Raw genomic sequence first — 26395 nt, forward strand, 5'->3', positions numbered from 1 at the left:
CCCCCCTACTTATAGGGGTTTTTTATATATTTAATCTCTACTGTTCTTTCTAAACCAATCGAGTAGACCCTGCGTTGAACTGTCATGTTCATACAGGTCTTCACCGTCTTCGAGCTCTTCAAGAATATTTTTTGCTAACTTCTTACCTAACTCAACCCCCCACTGATCGTAAGAATTTAGGTTCCATACGATACCCTGCACAAAAATTTTGTGCTCATACATAGCCAAAAGAGAACCTAAAGCTTTTGGCGTTAGTTTCTTGATAACAATTGAGTTACTCGGCTGATTTCCACTGAAAATCATGTGGGGTAAACGTTTTTCCGCCTTATGCAACTCGATATCAGCTTCCTTTAACTGTTCTCGCGTCTTCTCCATCGTCCTTCCTTTCATCAACGCTTCTGTTTGAGCGAGGAAGTTAGAAGCAAGAATGTCACAATGTTCTTTATGATTGCCGTGAGATTGGATGGAAGCAATAAAATCCGTCGGGATTAAACGCGTACCTTGATGCAACAACTGATAGAAAGCATGCTGACCATTGATACCTTCAGCACCCCAAATAATTTTTCCTGTGGAATACGTTGCCTGTCTGCCTTCACGATCTACAGACTTTCCATTACTTTCCATATCTGCCTGCTCAAGATAAGCGGGTAGCATACGCAAATTATGATCGTAAGGAAGAACAGCGCTGGATTCGGCATGGAAGAAGTTACCATACCAGATTCCTAGCATTGCCAGAATCACCGGAATATTCTGATCAAGTGGTTGCTCTTGAAAATGATTATCCATTTCATGAGCGCCTTCCAGCATTTCGATGAAGTTATCCATGCCAACATAAATCGCACTAGCCAGACCTACGGCAGACCATAATGAATAACGACCACCCACCCAATCCCAGAAACGGAACATATTGACCGGGTCTATTCCAAACTTTTCTACTTCTTTCTCATTCGTTGATACTGCGACAAAATGTTTTGCAATATCACCTTCAGTAACACGCCCAGCGCCTTCTAAAAACCACTTCTTTGCGGTGTTGGCGTTGGTGAGTGTCTCTTGTGTGGTGAATGTTTTGGAAGCCACGATAAATAATGTCGTTTCAGGTCGAAGCTGACTAAGAATCTGGTCGATATGTGAGCCATCAACATTTGAAACAAAATGTACACGTAAGCTTTTATGCGAATAAGGCTCTAATGCCCTACAAACCATATGTGGACCCAAATCAGAACCACCAATACCTATATTTACAACATTGGTAATAGGCAGGCCCGCATAACCAATCCACTGTCCATTTCGCACTTTTTCTGAGAAAACACGCATTTTCTCTAGTTCTGTTTCAACCAGGGGCATGACGTTTTCATCGTCCACAAAAACAGGTTTACCTGATCTGTTTCTTAGTGCGGTATGCAAAACTGCTCTGCCTTCAGTATTATTGATTTTCTCACCAGAAAACATTCTATCGCGCCACTTTTCCACACCTGCTTGTTCAGCTAATGAAAAAAGTAATTTCATCGTGACATCAGTAACGCGGTTTTTTGAATAGTCCAAAAGCATGTCATTGAACTGGATAGAATATTTCTTGAATCTTTCAGGATCTTGGTCGAAAAGTTCAACCATATGAACTTTCTTTACACGCTCAAAGTGTTCAAGCAGTGCAACCCAGGCGGGTGTATTGATTAACGGTGATTTAGCATTCAGAACGACTCTTGCAGGTCTCATATTTATTCTCTGATAACTTTTTAGTAATTATTTTTGTGCTTTTTCAACAACTCTTTTTTATCTATTTGACTAAGCTTCTTATTTACCAACTTAAATATGTGCTTATCAAGCCCAGAAAAGCACATTTATGGCGCACTATTATAACTTATGTAGATAAGTATTTCCTTACCGTTCATTCTTAAAATCTATTGAGCAAAAAATGAGCTCGTTAATTTTGCTAAGTACAAATTTATTATTACCTGCACTCCCACAATAACAATCTTTGTCCTCTGCGAAGCCTGGTATTGGAACGTAAATTATTCATTAGTTTAATTTTAGCTTTATTGACTCCTGTTTTACGCATAACCTTCATCAAGGTATCGCCTTTTTTTGCAAAATAAAGCCTTTGCTTTATCTTGCCTCTTTTTACGTATCGAGTTGCCCTTTTAAGACGAGATGTTGTTTTAAAACAGCTACTACGCGCATAATTTCGTTTGCCGTTTTTATAAGGACTTAGGCGAGATTTCGTCGTTTTAAAAGGACGATAGGATCGAGATTTACCTTGCCGAAACACCGCATGAACCTTAACCCCTTTAGCATAGATCTTATGTAACTGCGATACCTTCGAAACATAGTTAATCGTTTCTTTGTATGGAGGAATACCCTGATACTTATCTACAGCACCTTCTCCTGCATTGTAGGCAGCAACCGCTTTCTGGATATACTGATCATAATAAGACAGTAGAAATTTCAGGTATTTGGTTCCACCCTGGATATTTTGCTCTGGATCAAAACTGTCGAGAACACCAAAACGTGCTGCTGTGGCAGGCATCAACTGCATTAAACCTTGGGCGCCCACTGGAGAAACAGCCGATGAATTAAAGCAACTTTCCGCAGTAATAACAGCTTTAATCAGGGATTCTGACACCCCATACTTTTGACTGTATTTTGAAATTAACTGATTATAAGTCTTCAACTTTTTCTTAAAGCTTTCTATCTTCCCTACACTACAATACTTTTCCGGATGAGACTCTGTGTCTATGGCACTCGCAGTTACTCCATAGCCAAACAGGACAATCAGAAGACATGACTTTAAAAGAGCCACACCAGATCTTGGGGAAAACAAGCGAAATGAAAACAATCGAAGATAATACATAGATAGTTTAAAGGGTTTCAGAAAACATATTTAAACGAAAACTTCTTTTTACTTAAAAGTGAAAATGGATAATAACGTATAAAATTAGACCATTTTGACTAATTCATCGATTTCTTCCTGACTAAAGCCTGCCTGTAAACGAGCTTCTTCATGAAAAGGACCACTTAAGCCCTTACCCATATATTCGATAAGAAGATTACGGAAGGTTTCTTCTGGATTCAGTTCTTTATTTTTACAACAATATTTAAACCAGTGAGATCCTATTGCCACATGACCTATTTCATCTCGAAGGATAATACGCAGAATATCTACCGTATCATTATCTCCGGCTTTTAATAAGCGTTCTATCATACCTGGCGTTACATCAAGGCCTCGAGCCTCTAGGACGCGAGGCACTAATGCCATTCTAATCAACACATCATGATCAGTTTTTAAAACCATTTCCCACAAACCATTATGCGCAGGGAAGTCTCCATAAGAATATCCTAAATCGGCCAGACGCTTTTCCAATAACGAGAAATGATAAGCTTCTTCTGCAGCTACTTTAAGCCAATCTGAATAGTACTGTTCGGGCATATCGCGAAAACGATAAACTGCATCAAGCGCCAAATTAATCGCATTGAATTCAATATGCAATATCGCATGAACAAGTGTTGCACGACCCAAATCCGAGCCTAATTTACGCTGCTTGAGTAATGAAGGATTTAACAAATCTGGACTATCTGGACGACCAGGAACAGGAATCGAAACCAATGCGGAATCGTTTCGATTTAACTCTCCGTTTTGCCAGGCTTCTTGCAGTAAAGAAACCATCTTTTTTTTCTCACTGATGTCTACTTGCATCAAACAGGCAAAAGCTTGTTCATATAAATTCATGATTAAAAACTGCGTTAAACACGCCAATTAAAGAAGAATATATATTGAAACACACCCCCCCACTTTAAGCGATTTTTTCGTGATCGATTTTAAACGGTAACGTCCATAGCTTCATTCCACTTAAGAAACCCATGGAGGAGAGGGCATCTCTGGTGGCAAAGGAGCTACTGGTGCTGGCGGCGGTACTGCGCCTGCCACTTGAACTCCTGCTGCTTGAGCTAATTGCTGATGCTGAATCCAGCTGATTTTAGCTTGTTGTTGTGCCTGGAATAACTCAAATTCTTTAGCTTGATAGGCATTGAATTGTTCGCGCTCTAATTCCTGATATTGTGCAAAGCCTTCTTGATCCTGGCGTTGCTTTATATTTAGTCCTTTGCGATCTTGTTCCTGGTGCGCTTTAAAAACTGCCCAATCGTCTTCCCACCAGTTTTCAGTAACGTCAGCTTCGGTAATCTCTACGGTAGAAGCTTCTAAATCCACCAACTTCCCTTCTAAAATATCATTACCTGGCAAAGGCGTATTCAAAATATCTTTAATTCTAGCTAACAGAGAATCATCATTCACATCAGCTTTTTCTTTAGTCTCATCATCCGGAGAAGAACCCGCAGTTGGTATAGATTCCGATTGAGTTCCGGGCAAAGGTGCGTTGAGAATTTCTCCCATACGCTCAAAAAAGCTTTTCTTATTTTCGTCCATGATTAATTTCACCTTAAATTCGTGTATAAATATGGGTTAATTTTTCTGAAATCACTCAATAATTTATGATTTTTTGATAAATCGAGTCGACCAAATCAGAATAGAAGCACCGATTATTGCAGTTATAATTGTCGCAATTAAGCCACCTGTTGTGTTGCCTAATCCTGCAAGTGCCATCAAATAACCACCGACTACACCACCCGCAAGGCCTAAAATCATATCTCCAATTAAACCGAATGGTGAAGTTCCGCCCATAATCTTACGGGCTAAAAAACCAGCGATTGCGCCAACGACCAACCAAACAATAAGCGTCCAAAGTGCCATATTTAACTCCTAGTAAAATAACCAATAATATAATTAAGTATATTAGAATATAATAATATATATGCTGATTCAATTACCCCAAAAGTAATAGCTAAGCTAATCATGTCTATCAAACAATAGGGTCACCCCCCTACTTTTTGACTGTTTTTACGTTTATGCGATTTGTAATCGTTGATGAATCATATGCAGAGCTATTTTTTTTAAAACCTCTACATAAAACTGATGTCTTACAATACCTGTTATTGCTAATAGCATGGATGACTGTAACTACTAGCATTTAGTTACTTATGTTATTTTGAATACCACTTTGAATTTTAGAATGATGCCTTATACTCTAGAACGATTTTTTCTACTCAGGAATGACTAGCTGATATGAAAAGAGCGATCTATTATTGAATTTCTGACCTTTCTCTTTATTCATTGAAAGTTACTCATTGATAGTTCAACAAATGATAAATCACCAAATATTATGATTAGAGCAAATTTATGGATTCTCACAACATTTCAGAAAAAACAGATCAATCACCTAGCAGAGTGCGCGTCAAAATATGCGGCATCACGTCGGTTGAAGCTGCTCAGGCAGTGGCAAATGCAGGGTGTGATTCTATTGGCCTTGTTTTTTATGAAAAAAGCCCTAGAAATGTAAGTATGGAAAAGGCAGCTGAGATTTGCGCTTCACTTCCACCGTTTGTGACTTGCGTTGGGTTGTTTCTGGATCCAACTACTGAATTTGTAGAAACTGTTCTAGCTAATGTGGGTTTAGACTTGTTACAATTTCACGGCTCTGAGACACCTGAGTTTTGCAAGTCATTTCCACGCCCTTACATCAAAGCGATAGGCATGGAATCTGTAAATACAGAAGATGATTTTAAAAAGCTCGCAGATATATACACAACCGCGAAAGGTTTTTTAGTCGATAGCCATGCATCAGGAAAAGCAGGCGGTACAGGCAAAACATTTGATTGGAGTCATGTTCCACAAAACTACGCTAAACCCATAATTTTAGCAGGTGGATTAAACCCCAAAAATGTTGCTAATGCTATGCAAGCATGCGATGTCTATGGTATTGATCTCAGCAGTGGCGTAGAAAGCCAGCCAGGAATTAAAGACAACCAAAAAATTACACAGTTAATGAAAGAGGTACACCGTGTCCACTGTAAGAACTGAAACAGTAAATGGCCGTAAAAATAGCCAAATAAAAAATGATCTAAACGATCACGACTTAAGCAATGTTGATTTAAGCACGATTGATTGGGACAACTTAGCAGATGAAAATGGGCATTTTGGTATCTATGGAGGTTGCTTTGCTTCAGAAACACTTATGGAAGCAATCCAGGAGCTCGATGAAGCCTATAATTCATTAAAAAATGACCCCGAATTCCAGGCTAGTTATGACAATGATTTACGAAATTATGTTGGACGCCCTAGCCCACTCTATCATGCAGAAAGATGGTCTAAACAATTAGGTGGTGCGCAAATCTACCTTAAAAGAGAAGATTTAAACCATACCGGCGCGCATAAAATCAATAACACTATTGGCCAGGCTTTATTAGCTAAACACATGGGTAAGCCTCGTATCATCGCTGAAACAGGGGCGGGACAGCATGGCGTTGCAACAGCTACTATTGCTGCTCGCTTAGGACTTGAGTGCGTGGTTTATATGGGCGAAGTCGACGTTGAAAGACAAGCACCCAATGTTTATAGAATGAAGCTCTTAGGCGCTGAAGTTAGACCGGTTTCTTCCGGATCTAAGACACTTAAAGATGCATTAAACGAAGCGATGCGTGACTGGGTAACCAATGTAGATAATACTTTTTACTGTATCGGTACTGTGGCAGGTCCACACCCATACCCGAGCATGGTACGTAACTTCCAAACCATTATTGGTCGTGAAGCCAAAGAGCAATGCCTCGAACAAACAGGTCGACTACCTGATGCACTGATCGCCTGTATTGGCGGTGGATCAAATGCCATCGGCTTGTTCCATGAGTTCCTCGCTGATCTGGATGTTAAAATCTATGGTGTAGAAGCTGCTGGACATGGTCTAGCAACAGGTGAACATGCCGCACCGTTGAGCATGGCAAAACCTGGCGTCTTACACGGCAATCGCATGTACTTAATGGCAGATAAAGATGGTCAAGTCGTTGAGCCGCATTCAATTTCTGCGGGTTTGGATTATCCGGGTGTTGGACCAGAGCATTGTTTACTCAAAGATCTGGGTAGATCACATGCTGTTGCCGTGACTGATGACGAAGCGATGGAAGCGTTCCATTCATTAACACGTATTGAAGGCATTATCCCGGCACTTGAAAGCAGTCATGCACTTGCGTATGCAATGAAACTTGCACCAACCATGGACAAAGATAAAACCATTATCATCAACCTTTCAGGACGTGGTGATAAAGACATTAATACAGTAGCAGCTTTAGAAGGTATCAAGTTATGAGCGGCAGATTAACCGAGTGCTTTGCCACTCTCAAAGAAGATAACCGCAAAGCCTTAATTCCCTACATTACGGCTGGCGACTCTAATCCTACAATCACCGTACCTTTAATGCATCGCATGGTTGAAGCAGGTGCTGATATCATTGAATTAGGCGTCCCTTTTTCAGACCCGATGGCGGATGGCCCGACGATACAACTAGCTTGCGAAAGAGCACTAGAACATCACACCAGCTTGCACGATGTTGTTGACATGGTGACTGAATTCCGTCAGACCAATACAACGACACCGATTGTATTGATGGGTTACTTAAATCCAGTTGAAGCATTTGGCTATGAAGAGTTTGCAAAAGCTGCCAAAGAATGTGGCATCGATGGATTATTAACCGTAGACCTTCCTCCAGAAGAGAGTACACAACTGGTAGCCGTGTTGAAAAAATACGACATCGATCCTATCTTCTTGCTGTCACCAACAACTACGGAAGATCGTATTGGTAAAATTGTCCATGCCGGTTCTGGCTATTTATACTACGTTTCATTAAAAGGCGTAACTGGTTCTAGCGCATTAAATGTTGATGAAGTGGCTACAAACGTAGCTAAAATCAAAACTCAAACCACCTTACCAGTTGGTGTGGGTTTTGGAATCAAAGACGCTGAAAGTGCCTCAGCTGTAGCAGCAGTTTCTGATGGGGTTATTGTTGGCAGTGCGATTGTTAAAATTATTGAAAATAATCCAGATGATACTGATACAATATTAGATCAAATTGGTGCATTACTAAGTTCTATGCGCGAAGCCATGGATAAATAATACGTGGCTCGTATTGAGCTTAGGTATTACATTACAGTTACTTATAGAATATTTAGCACAAAGCAACACTGAGACAAACAAATGAGAGACGCCCTCAATATGAGCTGGTTTGAAAAACTATTACCATCACGAATTCGTACTGATGCTACTACGGCAAAAAAGAAAACCATACCTGAAGGTCTCTGGCATAAATGTCCTGCGTGTAATGCGGTTCTCTATCGTGCCGATTTAGAGCGAAATCTTGAAGTTTGCCCTAAATGCAATCACCACGAGAGACTCAGTGGTCGTAAGCGTCTTGAAATGTTCCTCGATGAACCTAATCGTGAAGAAATTGGCGCCAATGTTGAGCCTATCGATTTCTTAAAATTCAAAGACAGCAAAAGATACAAAGACCGTCTTTCGGCAGCACAAAAAGAAACCGATGAGAAAGATGCGTTAATTGTCATTAAAGGTCAGGTGCATGGTGTTCCATTAGTTGCTGCAGCCTTTGATTTCCGCTTTCTTGGCGGCTCTATGGGATCTGTAGTCGGTGAACGTTTTGTTCAGGGTGCTAACGAAGCGTTACGTCAAAACATCCCATATATCGTATTTTCTGCCAGTGGCGGAGCGCGTATGCAAGAGGCGCTGTCATCGCTCATGCAAATGGCTAAAACAAGTGCCGTTCTAACCAAATTGGCTGAAGCTAACATCCCTTATGTTTCGGTGCTGACTGACCCAACCATGGGTGGTGTATCAGCAAGTTTTGCAATGCTTGGAGACATAATTGTAGCTGAACCTCGCGCATTGATTGGTTTTGCCGGACCACGAGTGATTGAACAAACTGTGGGAGAAAAACTTCCTGAAGGCTTCCAGCGTAGCGAATTCCTGATTGAAAAAGGAGCGATTGATAGAATTATCACTCGTCATAAACTTCGTGCTGATATTGTCGATATGCTATGCATGCTGACGCACAAGCCTCAACCAGCAAATATGGAAGAGATTGATGCTATCGCAAAGCCAGAAGTTATTAAACCCGTTGAAGAGGATGAGTCTGAAGCTCAAACTGAAGAGAAACCGGCAGAATAAATAATTCTGTTAGGTTTCCTTGTAATTGCGATTCTATAGCAATAAATTCAATTTGATTTAATCTATAAAGTCACCCCCCTACTTTTGGGCATATTTTGTGCTTACTAAACTAATGACACTTTATAAAATCCTATTTATTTAAATGCCAGATTAAATTTGAACTCTCTTCACGCGTTCCTTACTAACCACTAATGAAAAAAACTTTACACGACTGGCTGACCTGGCAAGAAACACTTCATCTTTCTGAGATAGATCTTGGACTTGAAAGAATAGGACGTGTTGCAAAAGAACTGCAGCTAGTCAATCCTCCTTTTCCCATCATTACGGTTGCTGGTACAAACGGCAAAGGGTCAACAGTTGCTTTTCTGAATGAGATCTTGCAAGCACAAGGCTATAAAACAGGTGCTTACACATCCCCACATCTGATTAACTATAATGAACGCATCACAATTAATAGCAGCGAAGCCACTGATGATCTAATTATCGAAGCCTTCGAAGCTATAGACGCAGCAAGATTCATCAATAACAAAAACAATGAGATAGAAGAAGTAAGCTTAACGTATTTCGAGTTTTCAACGCTCGCTGCAATGTGGTGTTTTCAGCAACAGAAAGTAGACGTTGCGGTACTTGAAGTGGGTTTGGGTGGAAGATTAGATGCCGCCAATCTTTGGGATACTAACTTAGCAATCATCACCAGCATCGATATCGATCATATAGATTGGTTAGGAGATGATCGTGAAATAATAGCCAGAGAAAAAGCAGGAATCATGCGAAATTCGGTTCCCGTCATTTGTGGTGACACAAACCCACCTGAAATGATTAGCACTGAAGCATTACGCATAGGCGCACCTTTAACCCAAATCAATACAAATTTTAGCTTTATCACTGATGATAACGACCCAGATCAATGGACCTGGAAGAATAGAGATATTGAACTCTTTCTACCAAAACCCAAAATGCAGGGTGATTTTCAAATCAACAACGCCGCAACAGCTATCGCTGGTTTAATGGCGATCCAGAATATCCTAGCTACGACTCAAGAATCAATTTCTGCAGGCCTACAAAAGGCCCGCGTCACTGGCAGATTACAAATTATCAATGAATCTCCAGAATGGCTATTAGATGTTGCCCACAATCCTCATTCAGCTAAAGAATTAGCAAAATATATCAATACTCACAGAGTATTGGGTAAGACTTTTGCACTTTTTTCAATGTTAGCAGACAAAGATATTGCGGAAGTGATAAATCTCATGGATCCAGTTATTGACGAATGGCATATTGTGCCTTTAGAAGGGTCACGTGGAATAGAGTTAAATGAGTTAAAACAAAGATTTATAGATAGTTCAATAGATACAAAATTAGTCACACATAAACTCTTTTCAGATGCCTACCAAACACTTAAAAACATCACTAAAGGTGAAGATAGAGTAGTTGCCTTTGGCTCTTTTCTGGTAGTATCGGAAGTATTAGATAATAGTAATTTTAGGAGATTTTTTAATCATGGATAATGCAATGGTAAAACGTGGAATTGGGGCAATTGTTTTAGCAATAATTGCAGCGTTACTATTAGGGTACTTGCTTAAAGACAAAAGCCGTGAGCGACAGGAAGTGGTTGATATGAAACTTCCTGGTGCACCAGAAATCAATATACCAAGCCTTTCCGAAGCGACCAGTAAAGTCACAGACTCTGCTGCAATTTTAGTTGATGAAGCTAAGGAAAAAGTCACCTCTGCAAGCAATGCCGTTGTCGCATCTGCTACTGGAACCTTAAAGTCAGCAACGGATAGCGTTAAATCCGTGACTAACACAGCCGTTGAAAGCGTAACCTCAGCAAACACTGGAAACTCTGCAACCAACGGTAATATTAAACCCGGTTTTTCTTTTAGACCACCTAATGTTAATGAGCAGAAAGAAATCGTTGATAATGTAGGTACATCAGCTCAAAGTGTTGCTGAAACCGCAACAGCAGTAACTGCAGATCCTGTAAATAATGACACGGTAGTTGCTAGCAGTAATAATGCAAAACCAGCTAAAAAAGCATTCAAACCGACAATCGAAGAAGAACCAAAAGCAAAAGCACCTGCCAAGAAAAAAGTCGTAGCAACAAAGAAAGTAGAGAAACAACCTGCGCCAAAACAAGCAACAAAAGCCCCTGCAGCTAACACAAACCCAACCGGTGGAAAATACTCTATCCAGTTATTAGCGACTTCAAGCCAATCTCGTGCTAACAAACTTGCCAGCACCATGAATGGCGAAGGCTATGTGGCATTTATTACACAAACTACCAGCAACAACAAAATCCTTTACAGAGTTCGTGTCGGTGGCCACAACGATCGTAACAGCGCGATTAAAGCTCAAGAATCTATGAAAAGACGCTATAAGAAGAATTTCTTTGTACAAAACAGCTTAGTAGTTTCAAAGTAATCTTTTTACTTTACTATTTCTAATTAGAAATAAAATGTGAAGAACTCTTTAGAAACGTATTAAAGACACAGGATATTTAAATGGATTTAAACTATTTTGATATAGGGATAGTCGTCATAATCTTGATTACTGCCTTGATTGGTTTTATGCGTGGCATTGTGTGGATGGGAATCTTCCTTGCTACCTGGGCTGCAGCTATTTTATTAGCGATAAAATATAAAGATACTGTCGCTCAAGCCTTACCAATTAAACTAAGTAGTGAAATTGCTCAAACAGGCTTAGCCGCCCTACTGATTTTTCTTGGTGTACTTATAGTCGGGGCGATTATAAATTTCCTCTTTAGTAAAGCAGTAGATGCTGTTGGCTTGGGCGCTTTTGATAGAATTTTAGGTGCAGGACTTGGAGTAGCACTGGGTGCATTAGCTATCACTTTACTCACCATGCTATTGGGATTAACCGAGTTACCCAATCAAAAGTCATGGAGTAATTCTCTGTTGATACCAAAATTCCAGGAAGCTTCAGCATGGTTACAAACGTTGATTCCTGATAATCTTAATCAGTACATTAATGATAACAATAGTGAGAGTGGCACAACGACATTGACACCCTCTGATGGATCTGATGCTGGCGACTCTGCCACAGATGATACAGAAATCCCCATCAACACGATCATCCCTTCTAGTAATTAATTTTTCAGGTCATCTTCCATGTGTGGAATAATTGGTATTTTAAGTAATACACCCGTCAATCAAGAAATCTACGACGGCTTGCTCGTCCTACAACACCGAGGCCAGGACGCAGCCGGAATGGCCACCAGCGATGGCAAGCGACTCTATATTCGTCGTAAAAACGGCTTAGTAACCGATGTCTTCCGTAAAGAACATATGAAGCGCCTTGTCGGCAATATGGGCGTAGGCCACCTTCGTTACCCAACCGCGGGAGGCTCTTCCAACTCAGAAGCTCAGCCTTTTTATGTCAACTCCCCATACGGTATTTCTTTGGCCCACAACGGCAATTTAACCAATGCCCACGAATTGAAGAAAGAACTCTACAAACAGGATCGAAGACACATCAACACGTCGTCTGACTCTGAAATTCTGCTCAATATATTTGCTCAGGAGCTTCAGAAATACAAAGCTTACAGAGTTCACCCAGAAGAAGTTTTCGCTGCCGTAGAAGGTGTTCACAAACGCTGTGTAGGTGCTTATGCAGTTATCGCAATGATTACTCGTGATGGTATCGTTGGCTTTCGTGACCCTAATGGTATCCGCCCGCTAATTCTTGGAAAGCGCGAGGCAGAAGATGGAACTGATTACATGCTTGCTTCGGAGAGTGTTGCTCTGGTAACTCAAGGATACGAAGTGGTTCGTGATATCGAACCTGGCGAAGCGATCTATATCACCAAAGAAGGTGAAGTTCATACCAAACAGTGTTCAGACAAAGCAACTTACAATAGCTGTATTTTCGAATATGTTTATTTCGCCCGACCAGATTCGGTGATTGATCAGGTTTATGTTCACAAGGCTCGTATGAGAATGGGACATAACCTTGCTGAAAAAGTCATGAAAGTATGGCCAGATCATGACATTGATGTCGTCATCCCTATTCCTGACACCAGCAGAACTTCTGCGCTTGAAATGGCAATTACATTAGGCGTACCTTATCGTGAAGGCTATATCAAAAATCGTTATATTGGCCGCACCTTCATTATGCCGGGACAAAAACAACGTAAAAAATCTGTCCGTCGCAAACTGAACCCACTAGATATTGAGTTCAAAGGCAAGAACGTGATGCTTGTTGATGATTCGATCGTTCGTGGAACAACTTCAAAAGAAATCGTTCAAATGGCAAGAGATTCTGGTGCGAAGAATGTTTACTTTGCCTCTGCATCTCCGGCAATACGCTACCCAAATATCTACGGTATTGATATGCCTGCTGCCAAAGAGCTTATCGCTCATGGTAGAACAGAATCTGAAGTTGCTAAAGAAATCGGCGCAGATCGACTTATTTACCAAGAGCTCGATGATTTAATCAATGCTATTACCAAAGGAAATCCGAAACTAAAACAATTTGATTGTTCGGTTTTCACAGGAAAATATATCACTGGCGAAACAGATAGTTACTTTACTGACTTAGAAGCGCGACGCAATGACGGTAAAAAGAAAGACAAAGCTAATATGGTTGCTATAGACATGTCAGATACTGATTAATTTATCCAATAAATAATACAATGCAATAAATTATGAGCGCTGCTAAGCCCGACATCCTAGCCTTCCGAGCTATGCTTGATGATCTGCAGCAGCGCTTTCCTGACTCCCTTCTAAGCACTCTCATCGTTGTTTCTGCAACCGATCAGCAATTAGTTCTAATTAAGAATAACCAGATAGTCTCACACTATTCCATATCCACTGCAGAGGCAGGTCTGGGGAATCTTTCAGGCAGCTATAAAACACCTTTAGGTGTTCACAAAATAGATAGCAAAATTGGTGATGGCGCAGAAATTGGGGCAATTTTCAAAGCGCGTGAGAACACTCAAAACATCGTAGAAATCCTCAAAGAACCTTATGAGAAAAGCGATGCTGACAATATCACGACACGAATTCTATGGCTCGCAGGAATAGAACAAGGAGTAAATCTGGGCGGTGATGTCGATACTAAAGATCGATATATCTATATTCACGGCACCGACGAAGAGGGACGCTTAGGTACGCCAGCATCTCATGGCTGTATCCGCATGGGAAATCAAGAAATAATTGATCTGTTCGATCAAGTTGAAGTAGGCACTTTAGTGAATATCGTTGAATGAGGGGTAATTTAATCATTTAGTACACCCCCCTACTTTCGGGCACTTTTTTGTTAATTCACTTCTCTGTGCTATCTGACGAAAACGCCGCATGCAAATACTGAACCATTGAAATCACGGTCAATACCGTAGCGATTACCAAGAAAACTAGACCGACTTCTCTTAATGGCAAGCCCCAAAGATCCTGGTTATAGAGCAGGAATATCAGAGATAAAATCTGGGTAACGGCTTTTACTTTTCCAATATAAGCGACAGCCACTTTACTTCGCTGACCTGTTTCGGCCATCCACTCTCTAAGTGCAGATATTGTGATTTCACGCGATATAATTAACACTGCTGCCATTGTTATCCACATCATGCCTTCGCGCTCTACAATCAACAGTAACGCCACAGCGACTAAGAGCTTGTCTGCTACAGGATCAAGAAAAGCACCAAAACGTGATTCTTGATTATATTTTCGCGCCAAATAACCATCAACAAAGTCAGTAAGCCCAGCTAAACCAAAAATGGTAGACGCAGTGAGCGGCATATCCAGATAGAAAAACAAAACCACCAAAGGAATCGCAAGTATTCTTAGTATCGTAAGAAAAATAGGTAGATTAAAAGTCACGGTTACCTTTATAAATTAGGTGTTTATTCGGTTTCATATAAATCATTCAGAATGAAATACATCATAAATCTTTTGGGCCAGTTTCGCACTAATTCCATTAACCTTGCTCAACTCTTCTACACTCGCTCGAGTGATTGCTCTAATCCCTCCAAAACGTTTTAACAAATCTTGTCGTCGCTTTGGACCAAGCCCTTCAATACCCTCTAAAGGAGAAGTATTTCTCGTTTTTTTACGCCGCTGTCGATGCCCACTAATGGCAAATCGATGCGCCTCATCACGCACTTGCTGTATCAAATGAAGCGCACTTGAATGTGCTGGCAACATAATCTTTTCTTTAACAGATGAAACACCGCCCTCCTGCGAAAGCACTGTCAATGTATCCATATCCTGACGTCGACCTTCACCTTTGGTCACACCAATTATATCAACACCACTAATTTGTAATTCATTGAGTACGTCAACAGCTTGCGTAACCTGGCCTTTACCTCCATCAATAAACAAAATATCAGGTAGTTTACTGTCTTTTTCTATGGCCTTCTTATAGCGTCTTTCTAAAGCCTGGTGCATTGCGGCGTAATCATCACCACCGACAATCCCACTGATATTATAACGTCGGTATTCGGATTTAATGGCACCTTCCAAACCAAATACCACGCAAGATGCAACTGTCGCCTCACCCATCATGTGACTGATATCAAAACACTCCATACGCGCAGGAATATAATCTAAACCCAACTCCTCCTGAAGAGCTAATACACGCTTTTGAACACCAGCTTTAGATGCCAAATGTGTAGATAAAGCATGTTGCGCATTTCTTATCGCCATATCCACCCAGCGCTGTCGATCTCCGCGAAGTTTGTAAGCTAAAGTCACCTTCTTTTCGGCTTTCAGTGACAACATCTCTTCTAGCGGTTCATTATCTTCAGGTTTGTGACTTAATAAGATCTCAGCGGGAATTTCGCGGGAAATGTAATATTGAGAAAGAAATGATGCAAGAATATTCTTTTCCGGGTTTTTGATTTCAAAGTTTTCATCTTTATTACTAGTCTCATTATCATCACTAGTTTCTTTATTACCCACCTTCTCTTTAAAGAAAGTTGGCAACTTGGGAAAAAAATTCTTATTACCAAGATTATGACCATTTCTAATGGTTAGCACCTGAACACTGGCAATATCAGAAGCAAACTGCAGAGCAATAACATCCACACTAGACTGACCTACACTGATACTTTGCTGCTGAGACACTTGCCTCAGCTGTTCAATCTGATCACGATAATTAGCTGCTTGTTCAAAATTTAACTGATTTGAAGCCTTGTCCATCAACTCTACCAATTCCTCAATTACCAGCTGGCTTTTACCCTGAAGAAATTTAATCGTATGACTCACACCCTGATGCTGATAATCCTCTACTGAAATCTCATTGGTACAAGGCGCAGTGCATCGTTTGATTTGATATTGCAGGCAAGGTCGAGAACGATTGCTGAAATAACTATTTTCACATTGGCGAACCTGAAAAAGCTTCTGTAATAAAGCGAGGGTTTCACGGACTGCACCTGCACTGGGGTAAGGACCAAAATACTGGCCTTTACCTTTCTTGGCGCCACGATGAAAAGTTAAACGAGGATATTTATGATTAGACAGATAGATATATGGATAACTTTTATCATCCCGCAGCAGGATATTGTAACGAGGCTGGTGCTTCTTGATCAGATTACTTTCAAGCAGCAAAGCTTCAGCTTCGGTAGCAGTAATTGTGACTTGCACATCCTGAATCTGTTTAACCATTGAATAGGTTCGAGAATTAGCAATATTGCCACGAAAGTAGCTTGATACCCTATTTCTGAGATCTTTGGCTTTACCAACGTAGAGGATTTTTTCATCCTCCGAAATCATTCGATAAACCCCAGGTTTATGCGGAACAGTCTTTAAAAAAGACTTGCTATCAAAGTCTTGACTATCTCCATCTAGATTTTCTGCGCCTTTTTTAGAATCATTACTCATATAATTTTAATGAAGATAACAGTAGCTTACTGCAAAATAATGGCAAAAAGGACCTCACGAAGCATAAATTCCAATATCGTTTTTTAGAAACAAAAACGAGTTATCATTCACAAGTAGGGAGTGACTTTTTAGAATTTAATAAGCGCAGAACCCCAGGTAAAACCACCACCAAACGCTTCTAGAAGAATAATCTCACCACGTTTAATACGTCCATCGCGAACCGCCACATCCAATGCTAAAGGAACAGATGCAGCAGAAGTATTGCCATGCTCATGGACAGTAACAACAACTCGATCCATTGGCATTTTTAACTTTTTTGCTGTTGCTTTTATAATGCGAATATTAGCCTGATGTGGCACCAACCAATCTATATCAGACTTTTCCATATTATTATATTCAAGTGTTTCGTCAACAATACGCCCCAGAGTATTAACCGCCACACGAAAAACTTCATTGCCTTTCATTTGCACAAAAGCCCCACCAGAATCCATCAAGGCTTTGTTTTTAGAAACGCCCGCGGTGGTATTTAATAAATTTTCGTATTGTCCATCAGCATGCAAATGCGTGGAAAGAATTCCGTCTTCCTCTTCAGTTGCCTCGAGCACCACTGCTCCAGCGCCATCCGCAAACAAGATACAGGTTCCTCTGTCAGTCCAGTCGATAATATTAGAGAATTTTTCTGCCCCAATGACTAGTGCACATTTGTGCGAACCACTTTTGATAAATTTATCAGCAACACCCAATGCATAAACGAAGCCTGTACAAACAGCCTGTATATCAAAAGCAGCACAGCCGCTAATACCTAATTTTTTTTGTAACAGACATGCAGTACTGGGGAAAATAAGATCGGGAGTTGTTGTAGCAAAGACAATAAGATCAATATCATCAACGGTTTTACCGGCCATTTCCATGGCTTTTAAGACGGCTTTTTCAGCAAGATCACAAGTCGTTTCATCAGCTGCTGCAATATGACGTTTTTCGATACCTGTGCGCTCTACAATCCAGTCATGAGTAGTATCAACCATTTTTTCAAGATCATGGTTGGTTAATACCTTTTCAGGTAAGTAACTACCTGTGCCTGTGATTTTAGAATTCATCCTGTATCCTATTATTTTCTCTATTATATTTGGTTACTATATTACTACAGACATACTACAGAACTAATCGACCAAATGTTTTTGCAATTGTTCTTCTATTTTATCCGGTACTTTTTCAATAACTGCTTTACGCGCAATGCCTATCGCATTTGCAAAAGCCACGTCATCTGCACCACCGTGACTTTTAATCACAATACCTTTCAAACCTAAAAAGCTGGCTCCATTATAACGACGATGATCAAACCGTTGACGAAAAGCTTTAAGTACAGGGTAAGAAACTAACGCTGCAATCTTGGTAAAGATAGACTTGGTATATCCCGCTTTAATTTCTTCTGAGAGCATTTTAGCTAAACCCTCTGACGTTTTTAATGCAACATTACCCACAAAGCCATCACAAACAATTACATCTACTTCGCCATGAAAGATATCATTACCTTCCACGAAACCAATATAATTAAAGCCGCCATCCTGCAATTGTTTATGTGCAGCTTTTACCTGCTCATTGCCCTTCATGTCCTCAGAACCGATATTGAGTAAACCAACACGTGGCTTTTCAACTCCATCAATAGCTGTCGCCAGCTCTGAACCCATAATAGCAAACTGATATAAATGTTCTGATGTCGAATCTATATTTGCACCTAGATCTAGCACATAAGTATGACCAGTGGCAGCAGGGATTGGTGCACAAATTGCGGGTCTATCAATACCTTTAAGAGTACGTAGCACAAAACGCCCTGTTGCCATCAAGGCTCCAGTATTACCAGCGCTTACTGCTGCATCTGCTTCTTCAGCTTTAACAAGATTTATTGCGACGCGCATTGAAGAGTCTTTCTTACCCCGTAAGGCCAATGCTGGAGACTCATTCATTAACACGACTTCAGATGCGTGCTGAACTTTAAGACGATCGTTTGGTTGTTGATTATGCTTTTTTAACTCATCTAATATCTTAGATTCATCACCAACCAGGATTAGAGCGGTATCGTTGTATTCTTTTAGAAATGACAATGCTGCTGGTATCGCAGCTGATAAGCCGTTGTCTCCACTCATTGTATCTATAGCAATACGATGTAACTCTGTCATTAACGTGCAAACCTTTTTATGTTTTATATACAAAAAATCGCGAGTCTATGCCCGCGATTTTATTGATCAATATAGTAAAACAATAATTTTACTCGTCATCATCCTCTTCATCAACTTCTACTGCAGAAGCGATAACTTGACGACCACGATAAAACCCGTCAGGAGTCATGTGATGACGTAAATGAGTTTCACCAGATACTGGATCAACAGATAATGTAGGATTCGATAAAGAATCGTGTGAGCGACGCTGCCCTCTTCTAGAACGCGTTACTTTACTTTTTTGTACTGCCATGGGTTACTCCAATGCGTTAGAAATTAACAAATATTATATTTATCAATTCAAGTTTTCTTAATTAAGTTTTAAATCTTTTAAAGCAGCAAAAGGATTTTCTTTCTCTTGCTGCTCGTCACTGTATTCATCAGGTAAAGCTTCGATCAACTTTCTTGCTGGCTCACATTCATCGTGCGCAATCACTAGAGGCATTGCCAATAATAATTCATCTTCGATGAAATCTTTTAAAACCAGTGTCTGGTCTTCTACCAACCAGATATCAAAACTATCCTGCAATCTTTCTGCCTGCGCATCGCTTCCAACCAGAACTACTTCAGTCTGGGTTTCAACGTTTAACGTAGTAGCATCAAGACATCGATTACATATCATCTGCATTTCTGCTGCAATCTGTCCTTTGATAACAGGCAAGCCTGTTTCGTTACGAGCAAATTCTAAACTTACCTTAACTAACTTATCGTTTTCCGTGGATTCACTTTTAAAAAGTAAGTCCTTGAGGCGAGGAAAATCACTTAAAGGCATTCTTCCTTCGAATTGACGACCCTGTTCTACTAGCTTGAATGGGTCTACCTCAACCGGTAAACGCTGTATTTGACTGTTATCCGACATAAGAGCGGAATTATATTAAGCATATACCCCTGCTGTAAAGTATTATTAATATTATTAGGGTGTTTTTATTTACTTCTTTATTCTATTAGCTAAAGCTAGAATACTATTCAAGCCGTATTTATCATAGATTTTACATCAGAGCCAATTAAACAATCATGCCAGATATCCAACAAAAACACCTCATTTTAGGTTCTACCTCAGCCTTCCGCAAAGAACTACTGGAAAGGTTAAGACTCGATTTTACCACTGACTCACCTGATATTGACGAGACTCCACTACAAAACGAGACTCCGGAAGACTATGTGATTCGCCTATCTCTGGAAAAAGCGAAAGCAGTAGCAGCAAGACATGACGATGCTTTGATCATTGCTTCAGATCAATGCTCAGTTTTGAATGGTAAAATAAGAGGCAAGCCAGGTAATCATCTTAACGCAGTCCAACAATTGACAGAAAGCTCCGGAAATCGCGTGAGCTTTCTTACAGGTCTATGCCTTTATGATTGCAGCGACCAAAGCTATCAACTAGAGATGGTCCCTTTTCATGTTGATTTTCGTGATTTATCTGCAAGAGAAATAGAATCGTATCTTCAGGTAGAGCAACCCTATGGTTGCGCCGGCAGTTTTAAATCTGAAGGCCTAGGTGTAACTTTATTTAAACGATTAGAAGGAGATGACCCCTCATCGTTAATCGGTCTTCCATTAATTAAACTTTCCGAGATGCTCCGACTCAAAGGATACCACCTACCCTAATTAACAAAGACATATCACTTAAATTAAAGCTATTCCGATAAACTGAACAGCTTATTAAGGTATTGTTCAGCTAAATTCAGATAAGGTTTAGGCATATAAATTTGGCAACCCACCAAATAATACTAATAATGATAATGAAATTAAACAAACCCTTAAATACAGCAATAGCTTTACTATTAACTGTATCTGCATTTTCTACGGCTCACGCAGCGTCGGATAATACAGAAATAACACTATCTCATACTTACGCCCCTTATGTGAATTTCACAGGGACAGCACCTGGTGCGTCACGTTTTTACGACAATGGCGATGTATTGAATTTTATCTTTCCAGTTCAGGTAAATCTGGGAACGATGGGACTTGCATCAAATGTATCGGGAGATTGTGATTTAGAGTTTTCTACACAGAATGATTTTAAACTTCGTCACACAGTAAACAATGATGATTTAGCTAATTATAGGATCATTTATAGAACTGTGACTTTTGAAGAGACAAGCAATCCCCAGCTAAGCATTCCATGTAATACAAACCCTACTGATTTAGATTTTATTCTTGTCGGATGGTCTTTGGCTGGATTTGATGCTTTTATTCCGGCTGGAATTTATAGAGATGTCGTGACCGTAACGGTAACAACACAATAGAACATTTATAATAGAACATTTATAAACATATCCGAGTTAGATCAGATACTTCTACCAAACAATTCTATAAGTCACCCCCCTACTTTTAGGCGTTTTTTAAGCAGGGTTATCGATATCCACAAATTCATAGAGTAAGCCAAATTTAGCGGCAACATGTTCTCCTAACGCCTGTACACCATAACGTTCGGTCGCATGATGACCTGCCGCTATATAATGCACACCATTTTCACGCGCTGTATGCGTGGTATGTTCTGAAATCTCTCCACTGATATAAGCATCAACACCTGCTTTAGCTGCTTTATCAATATATCCCTGAGCGCCGCCGGTACACCAGGCAACTCTTCTGATAGCATGGTCACCTGCATTTATCAGCATTGGCTTACGCCCCAGTTTCTTTTCGATACTTTGCCCCAGTTCTTCAAGGCTCATATATTCATCTAAACGACCATAATTACCCACGCCTTGTCCATCCATCACATCTTCCATGTGAATATCCAATACTTTGGCTAGCTGAGCATTATTCCCAAGCTCAGGATGAGCATCTAAAGGCAAATGATACGCGAGTAGATTGATATCATGCTCCATCAATAACTGGAGTCGTTTATGCTTCATACCGATTATTCTTGGGTCTTCTTTATCCCAGAACCAACCATGATGAACGAGTATGGCATCGGCTTCTTTTTCAATGGCAGCTTCAATGAATGCCTGAGTCGCAGAAACACCCATGACTATTTTCTTCAGTTTTTCTTTGCCTTGAACTTGCAGGCCATTTGGTGCGTAATCTTTAAATGCATCAACGTCTAGTAATTCATGAATATATTGAGCGACATTCTTTATCGTAGCCATTGTTTAACTTTCCCTTTTCCAGCTTATACCAAGTAGTAAAATGACACTTAAGATGCCAATAATCAACCAATTTCCCCAACGCACATAAGGCGTCACGCCAACAAATGGCTGAACTTTGCCTGTGATAATACTTTTAGTGTTTAATGGCGCAGTTTCAATCAACTCACCTTTTTCATTTATTATTCCCGATGGTCCCGTGGTTGTAGCACGCACCATATAACGCCCTGTTTCCAACGCTCTCATTCTGGCTATTTGCATGTGTTGTTGCGGCTCTAAAGACCCCGTAAACCAGCCATCGTGCGTTACATTAATTAGCAAAGTCGCAAGCGGCAAGGATTGAATAATCTCAGAACCAAACGCATCTTCGTAACAAATTGTCATTTGGGCAATCTGGTCACCAATATTGAGTGTGCCGTCATTCACGCCAGCGGTAATATTATCGTAAGGCAATTGAATCCATTTACTCAACCAACGGATGTACTCTAATAATGGTGTGTATTCACCAAAGGGCACCAGGTGTCGTTTGGAATATATTTCCCGATTATCCGCAGAAACTGCCAACACACTATTCTCTACTCCTTGATTTTCATTGATATAAAAGCCACCGATCAATATTGTTTTATTGGTATTAGCAATTGATTTTTGTAATGGCTGAATGAGTGATTCCATGTGCCGATCAAATGAATCAAATAAACCTGTTTCCGGCCAAACGATCAAATCACTGCTCATGCTTTTAAGCGTCATACTGCGATAAAGATCTATCGAGGGTATCAAGTTATCCCGATTCAATTTTTCAAGCTGGGCAATATTCGACTGAAGCACACTCACTTTCAATGGCTTATCAACTTTCTCTGTCCAGTTTATGTTTTGTAATGCAAACGCACTACTCACCAACAGTACAATAATTAGCGCCGATAAAATACGAATAGACGAGCCAAAACGCTCTTCCACCAAGGCATTATCACTGACAGATTGATGCACAGGATCAGGTTTAATATGCACTTGTCGTTGCACAGAATTACCCAAGACGAAACTCAATAAGGCACCAGCGATGATGACACTCGATAGACTCACCGCAAACACACCCGCCAGTGGTGCAAAAGCCGCAAAAAAGGTATCAATCTGACTATTCCCTAAATACAACCACGGGAATCCCGTGAGAAACCATGAGCGAAACCATTCAGCGATCACCCATGATACCGGATAGAAAATCAGCAATTTTAAAAATAACGGTCTGTACCTAAATAATGAGGCGAGCAAACCAAAAGAGCCGAGACTCAACAAAGAAACAATCAAGACAAATGCCGTTGTAGCCAATAGCGCGACCAACAAAGGAGCATGCGCAAAGAAGTATAAACTATAGAAAGGCCAGGATGCACCTGCACCAAACATGCCGATGCCGTAAACCCAGGACAGCATAAAATACTGCTTTTTTGTTTGTGCTTTGCTTAAGGAATAAAACAAGATGGCAGGACTAAACCACGCCAATGGATAAATATTAAAAGGGGAAAACGCAAAAACCAGCATCGCGCCAGCAATCAATAAGAGCAAGTAATTCCATTTAGATAAATGTGATTGAATCCCGGGCAGTTTCATACTTTTATTCTTATAATTTCTCTAATCTTCGTACTTCAACCAACTGAATCCTGCGACCATCACTGCGTAATATTTTGAAGGAGAATTTATTCATTTTAATTTCTTCTCCCTGCCCCGGTATCTTGCCCGCTTTTTGTGAAATCAATCCGCCCAAGGTGTCATATTTATCCAATGGCATATCACATTTAAAATACTCATTGAACTCTTCAAGCTCAGTGCTTGCCTGAATCGTATATCGGCCATCACTTTGCGCAAGGATATTCTTCTTTTCATCGACGTCATCATGTTCGTCATCGATATCACCGACGATCTGCTCCAGAACATCTTCGATAGTTACCAATCCAGAAGTCCCTGAATACTCATCAACCACCATCGCCATGTGGTTTCGACTATTTCTGAACTGGCTTAGCAGTGTATTGAGTTTTTGGCTTTCCGGCACAAACGAAGGCGGCCTGATGATGTCATCGATATCGAAACTATTTTCATTACCGACATACTTGAGTAAGTCCTTAGCGAGTAGAATGCCTTCCACATCATCTTTATTTTCGTCAAAAACAGGATAGCGTGAATGCCCTGCTTTCATTACCATTTTTAAAATATCGTGATAGCTATCGTTTAGATGCAAAAATCCAATATTAGCGCGGGGAATCATAATATCCCGCACCTGAAGATTATCTACCTGCATCACACCTTCAAGCATTCCCAGCGATTCAGATGAAATGATATTGTTCTTCTGAGACTGCCTTAACTCCGCAACCAATTCCTCCTGATCTAGCACACTGGTGTCTATGGTGTTTCTTATCCATTTATGGAGCCACGGTCTGGTTTTGACTTGTTTATCTTCTTGATTCATTTGTACGGGTTCTTAAATCCCAATTTATCTAACGTTTCTATTTCCAAAGCTTCCATCTGCTCAGCTTCATCATCTTCAATGTGATCATATCCTTGCAGGTGAAGTACCCCATGAATAATCAGATGAGCCCAATGCTGTTGCAGTGTTTTGTTTTGCTCTTCGGCCTCTTTATTTACGACACTGTCGCAAACAACCAGGTCCCCTAAATGGGCTGGTTGCTCTTGGAGCTCAGGAATTGCCAAGAGTTCCTCTGGTAATTCATAAGGGAATGAAAGAATATTCGTCGTACTTGGTTTTTGCCGATATGTCTGATTTAACGCCAACCCCTCTTCATCATCAACTACGCGCACAACAATAGTCACCCCCCCACTTTCAGGCAGTTTTTTTTGTTTGATGTATTGCGTTTGTAATGCAGCCGAACACCAGATTTTAAAGTCTTCTTCAGAGGGCAACGATTGAAAATCACAAGGATTTTGTAGCTCCACAACTACAGTGACTAAATGCTCGCTAAGAACATCTGACAATTGTTTTGAAATATTCATGACTTAACTTTCTAACTTATGTAGATAAAACCATTAGCAGGAGTCTTAATTGTCTTCGTACTTTTCATATAAATCAACAATACGTTGGACCAGACTATGTCTGACAACATCTTTAGATTCAAAAAAAGCAAAACGTATTTCTTTAACACCTTGAAGAATATCGAGCACATGCTTTAAACCAGAACGCTGATTATTCGGTAAATCAATCTGAGTAATATCACCCGTAACAACCACAGTAGAACCAAATCCAATACGAGTTAAAAACATCTTCATCTGTTCGGCGGTGGTGTTCTGCGCTTCATCCATAATGATAAAAGAATCATTTAAGGTACGGCCACGCATATAGGCTAACGGCGCAACTTCGATGACATTTTTTTCAATCAGCTTATCGACTTTTTCAAAGCCCAGCATCTCATAAAGCGCGTCATACATAGGGCGCAAATAGGGATCTACTTTCTGCGATAAATCACCCGGTAAAAAACCAAGTTTCTCTCCCGCTTCAACCGCAGGTCTAACCAACACGATACGTCTGACTTCATCGCGCTCTAATGCTTCTACTGCACAGGCAACTGCAAGATATGTTTTACCCGTTCCTGCAGGACCAATACCAAAGGTTAAATCATGAGTTTGAATACTGCGGATATAGAAATTCTGATTTGGACCACGGCCACGTAATAAACCGCGTTTGGTTCTTATTGTCGCAGTAACACTGGCATCTTTAATATCCCCATTCTCATCTTTTTCAGAGACGGCATGATTAGATTCTTGCAAAAATAAATGAATTTTTTCAGGAGCCAATTGCTCAGTCGCGGTCAAATCATACAATTCTTGTAACAAGTTGATGGTTTTTTGAATCTGTAACGGCAAGCCAGAAATAGTGAAATCAAACGCACGATTGCTCACAGTCACATCAAAATGTTTTTCTATTTGATGCAAATGCTGATCAAACTGACCACATAAATTTGTCAGTCGTTGATTATCTTCTGGTTCAAGGTGTAAAGAAAGAGAGTGACGATTAGAGTCAACGACGTGCTTTGAGCCGTCTGCAGGTGAAGCTGCTTTTGTGATATTCAAATGTGGTTATGTTTCCGTTTCATAGTTGTCTTTAATAAATTTATTCTAGCATGAATATTCAAGGGCAAAGAAATTTAACAGGGAGAATTACAAAAAATCTTACAGCGTTTAACTTAACACTTC

General features: G+C 40.3%; 27 protein-coding genes. 11 read left to right on the top strand and 16 right to left on the bottom strand.

Going from position 1 to position 26395, the window contains the following annotated elements:
• Positions 1-30 precede the first annotated feature (30 nt).
• From pgi to Q1A31_RS01855, 5 genes are all read right to left on the bottom strand, one after another.
• Positions 31-1713, bottom strand: a complete 1683-nt coding sequence (gene pgi / locus Q1A31_RS01835) for a glucose-6-phosphate isomerase (RefSeq protein ID WP_299871524.1) — start codon at positions 1711-1713, stop codon at positions 31-33.
• Between the two features lie 235 nt (positions 1714-1948).
• On the bottom strand, positions 1949-2848 hold the full coding sequence (locus tag Q1A31_RS01840) for a transglycosylase SLT domain-containing protein (RefSeq protein ID WP_299871527.1): 900 nt from the start codon (positions 2846-2848) through the stop codon (positions 1949-1951).
• An 84-nt stretch (positions 2849-2932) separates the two neighbouring features.
• Entirely contained in the window at positions 2933-3724 is a 792-nt protein-coding gene (locus Q1A31_RS01845; RefSeq protein WP_299871529.1) for a ferritin-like domain-containing protein, read from the bottom strand.
• A gap of 120 nt (positions 3725-3844) precedes the next feature.
• Positions 3845-4420, bottom strand: coding sequence for a hypothetical protein (locus tag Q1A31_RS01850; RefSeq protein WP_299871532.1), 576 nt, complete (start codon positions 4418-4420; stop codon positions 3845-3847).
• A 63-nt stretch (positions 4421-4483) separates the two neighbouring features.
• Positions 4484-4744, bottom strand: coding sequence for a GlsB/YeaQ/YmgE family stress response membrane protein (locus Q1A31_RS01855; protein ID WP_299871535.1), 261 nt, complete (start codon positions 4742-4744; stop codon positions 4484-4486).
• Positions 4745-5230: 486 nt separating this feature from the next.
• Between Q1A31_RS01855 and Q1A31_RS01860 the strand changes: the two genes are divergently transcribed.
• The 9 genes from Q1A31_RS01860 (at position 5231) to Q1A31_RS01900 (ending at position 14288) form a co-directional block, all read left to right on the top strand.
• Complete coding sequence (locus tag Q1A31_RS01860; RefSeq protein ID WP_299871538.1) at positions 5231-5911, top strand: phosphoribosylanthranilate isomerase; 681 nt, start codon at positions 5231-5233, stop codon at positions 5909-5911.
• 79 nt (positions 5912-5990) lie between these two features.
• Positions 5991-7190, top strand: coding sequence for a tryptophan synthase subunit beta (gene trpB / locus Q1A31_RS01865; protein WP_299871742.1), 1200 nt, complete (start codon positions 5991-5993; stop codon positions 7188-7190).
• On the top strand, positions 7187-7993 hold the full coding sequence (gene trpA / locus Q1A31_RS01870) for a tryptophan synthase subunit alpha (protein WP_299871540.1): 807 nt from the start codon (positions 7187-7189) through the stop codon (positions 7991-7993). Before trpB ends, trpA begins: the two co-directional genes overlap by 4 nt.
• A 99-nt stretch (positions 7994-8092) precedes the next feature.
• Positions 8093-9058 carry an acetyl-CoA carboxylase, carboxyltransferase subunit beta gene (gene accD / locus Q1A31_RS01875; protein ID WP_299871744.1) on the top strand — a complete coding sequence of 322 codons (966 nt, stop codon included), beginning with the start codon at positions 8093-8095 and terminating at the stop codon, positions 9056-9058.
• A gap of 191 nt (positions 9059-9249) precedes the next feature.
• A complete protein-coding gene (folC, locus tag Q1A31_RS01880) occupies positions 9250-10566 on the top strand; it encodes a bifunctional tetrahydrofolate synthase/dihydrofolate synthase (RefSeq protein ID WP_299871542.1) in 1317 nt (438 codons plus the stop codon).
• On the top strand, positions 10559-11482 hold the full coding sequence (locus Q1A31_RS01885; RefSeq protein ID WP_299871545.1) for an SPOR domain-containing protein: 924 nt from the start codon (positions 10559-10561) through the stop codon (positions 11480-11482). The genes folC and Q1A31_RS01885 overlap by 8 nt, the downstream gene beginning before the upstream one ends.
• 80 nt (positions 11483-11562) lie before the next feature.
• A complete protein-coding gene (locus Q1A31_RS01890; RefSeq protein WP_299871547.1) occupies positions 11563-12171 on the top strand; it encodes a CvpA family protein in 609 nt (202 codons plus the stop codon).
• An 18-nt stretch (positions 12172-12189) separates the two neighbouring features.
• Positions 12190-13692 (top strand): amidophosphoribosyltransferase, encoded by a 1503-nt coding sequence (gene purF, locus Q1A31_RS01895; RefSeq protein WP_299871550.1) that lies wholly within the window; start codon positions 12190-12192, stop codon positions 13690-13692.
• A 32-nt stretch (positions 13693-13724) separates the two neighbouring features.
• Positions 13725-14288 carry a L,D-transpeptidase gene (locus Q1A31_RS01900; RefSeq protein WP_299871552.1) on the top strand — a complete coding sequence of 188 codons (564 nt, stop codon included), beginning with the start codon at positions 13725-13727 and terminating at the stop codon, positions 14286-14288.
• 55 nt (positions 14289-14343) lie between these two features.
• Here Q1A31_RS01900 and pgsA read toward each other — a convergent pair whose 3' ends face one another.
• From pgsA to Q1A31_RS01930, 6 genes are all read right to left on the bottom strand, one after another.
• A complete protein-coding gene (gene pgsA, locus Q1A31_RS01905; RefSeq protein ID WP_299871555.1) occupies positions 14344-14895 on the bottom strand; it encodes a CDP-diacylglycerol--glycerol-3-phosphate 3-phosphatidyltransferase in 552 nt (183 codons plus the stop codon).
• 42 nt (positions 14896-14937) lie between these two features.
• A complete protein-coding gene (gene uvrC, locus Q1A31_RS01910) occupies positions 14938-16896 on the bottom strand; it encodes an excinuclease ABC subunit UvrC (RefSeq protein ID WP_299871558.1) in 1959 nt (652 codons plus the stop codon).
• 128 nt (positions 16897-17024) lie between these two features.
• Positions 17025-17993: a beta-ketoacyl-ACP synthase III gene (locus Q1A31_RS01915; RefSeq protein ID WP_299871561.1), complete on the bottom strand. Its 969-nt coding sequence runs from the start codon at positions 17991-17993 to the stop codon at positions 17025-17027.
• A gap of 63 nt (positions 17994-18056) precedes the next feature.
• Positions 18057-19073 (bottom strand): phosphate acyltransferase PlsX, encoded by a 1017-nt coding sequence (gene plsX / locus Q1A31_RS01920; protein ID WP_299871564.1) that lies wholly within the window; start codon positions 19071-19073, stop codon positions 18057-18059.
• 88 nt (positions 19074-19161) lie between these two features.
• Positions 19162-19365 carry a 50S ribosomal protein L32 gene (rpmF, locus tag Q1A31_RS01925; RefSeq protein WP_299871567.1) on the bottom strand — a complete coding sequence of 68 codons (204 nt, stop codon included), beginning with the start codon at positions 19363-19365 and terminating at the stop codon, positions 19162-19164.
• 57 nt (positions 19366-19422) lie between these two features.
• The gene (locus Q1A31_RS01930) at positions 19423-19971 is read right to left on the bottom strand and encodes a DUF177 domain-containing protein (protein ID WP_299871569.1); all 549 of its coding nucleotides are present in this window, start codon (positions 19969-19971) and stop codon (positions 19423-19425) included.
• Between the two features lie 155 nt (positions 19972-20126).
• On the opposite strand from Q1A31_RS01930, the gene Q1A31_RS01935 reads away from it, so the two are divergent.
• Together Q1A31_RS01935 and Q1A31_RS01940 are read left to right on the top strand one after the other, a co-directional pair.
• On the top strand, positions 20127-20720 hold the full coding sequence (locus Q1A31_RS01935) for a nucleoside triphosphate pyrophosphatase (protein WP_299871570.1): 594 nt from the start codon (positions 20127-20129) through the stop codon (positions 20718-20720).
• 134 nt (positions 20721-20854) lie between these two features.
• Positions 20855-21361, top strand: coding sequence for a hypothetical protein (locus Q1A31_RS01940; RefSeq protein WP_299871572.1), 507 nt, complete (start codon positions 20855-20857; stop codon positions 21359-21361).
• A gap of 96 nt (positions 21362-21457) precedes the next feature.
• Here Q1A31_RS01940 and Q1A31_RS01945 read toward each other — a convergent pair whose 3' ends face one another.
• Genes Q1A31_RS01945 through Q1A31_RS01965 form a run of 5 tightly spaced genes read right to left on the bottom strand, consistent with a single transcriptional unit; the run spans position 21458 to position 26167 of the window.
• Positions 21458-22207 (bottom strand): Nif3-like dinuclear metal center hexameric protein, encoded by a 750-nt coding sequence (locus Q1A31_RS01945; RefSeq protein WP_299871574.1) that lies wholly within the window; start codon positions 22205-22207, stop codon positions 21458-21460.
• 3 nt (positions 22208-22210) lie between these two features.
• Positions 22211-23803: an apolipoprotein N-acyltransferase gene (lnt, locus tag Q1A31_RS01950; protein ID WP_299871576.1), complete on the bottom strand. Its 1593-nt coding sequence runs from the start codon at positions 23801-23803 to the stop codon at positions 22211-22213.
• Positions 23804-23813: 10 nt separating this feature from the next.
• Positions 23814-24656 (bottom strand): HlyC/CorC family transporter, encoded by an 843-nt coding sequence (locus Q1A31_RS01955; RefSeq protein WP_299871579.1) that lies wholly within the window; start codon positions 24654-24656, stop codon positions 23814-23816.
• Positions 24653-25198, bottom strand: coding sequence for an rRNA maturation RNase YbeY (gene ybeY, locus Q1A31_RS01960; protein ID WP_299871582.1), 546 nt, complete (start codon positions 25196-25198; stop codon positions 24653-24655). Before ybeY ends, Q1A31_RS01955 begins: the two co-directional genes overlap by 4 nt.
• Positions 25199-25243: 45 nt before the next feature.
• The gene (locus Q1A31_RS01965; protein ID WP_299871747.1) at positions 25244-26167 is read right to left on the bottom strand and encodes a PhoH family protein; all 924 of its coding nucleotides are present in this window, start codon (positions 26165-26167) and stop codon (positions 25244-25246) included.
• Positions 26168-26395 lie beyond the last annotated feature (228 nt).

Origin of the sequence: uncultured Cocleimonas sp. (genome assembly GCF_947495625.1) — a bacterium.
In the GTDB taxonomy this organism is placed as follows: domain Bacteria; phylum Pseudomonadota; class Gammaproteobacteria; order Thiotrichales; family Thiotrichaceae; genus Cocleimonas.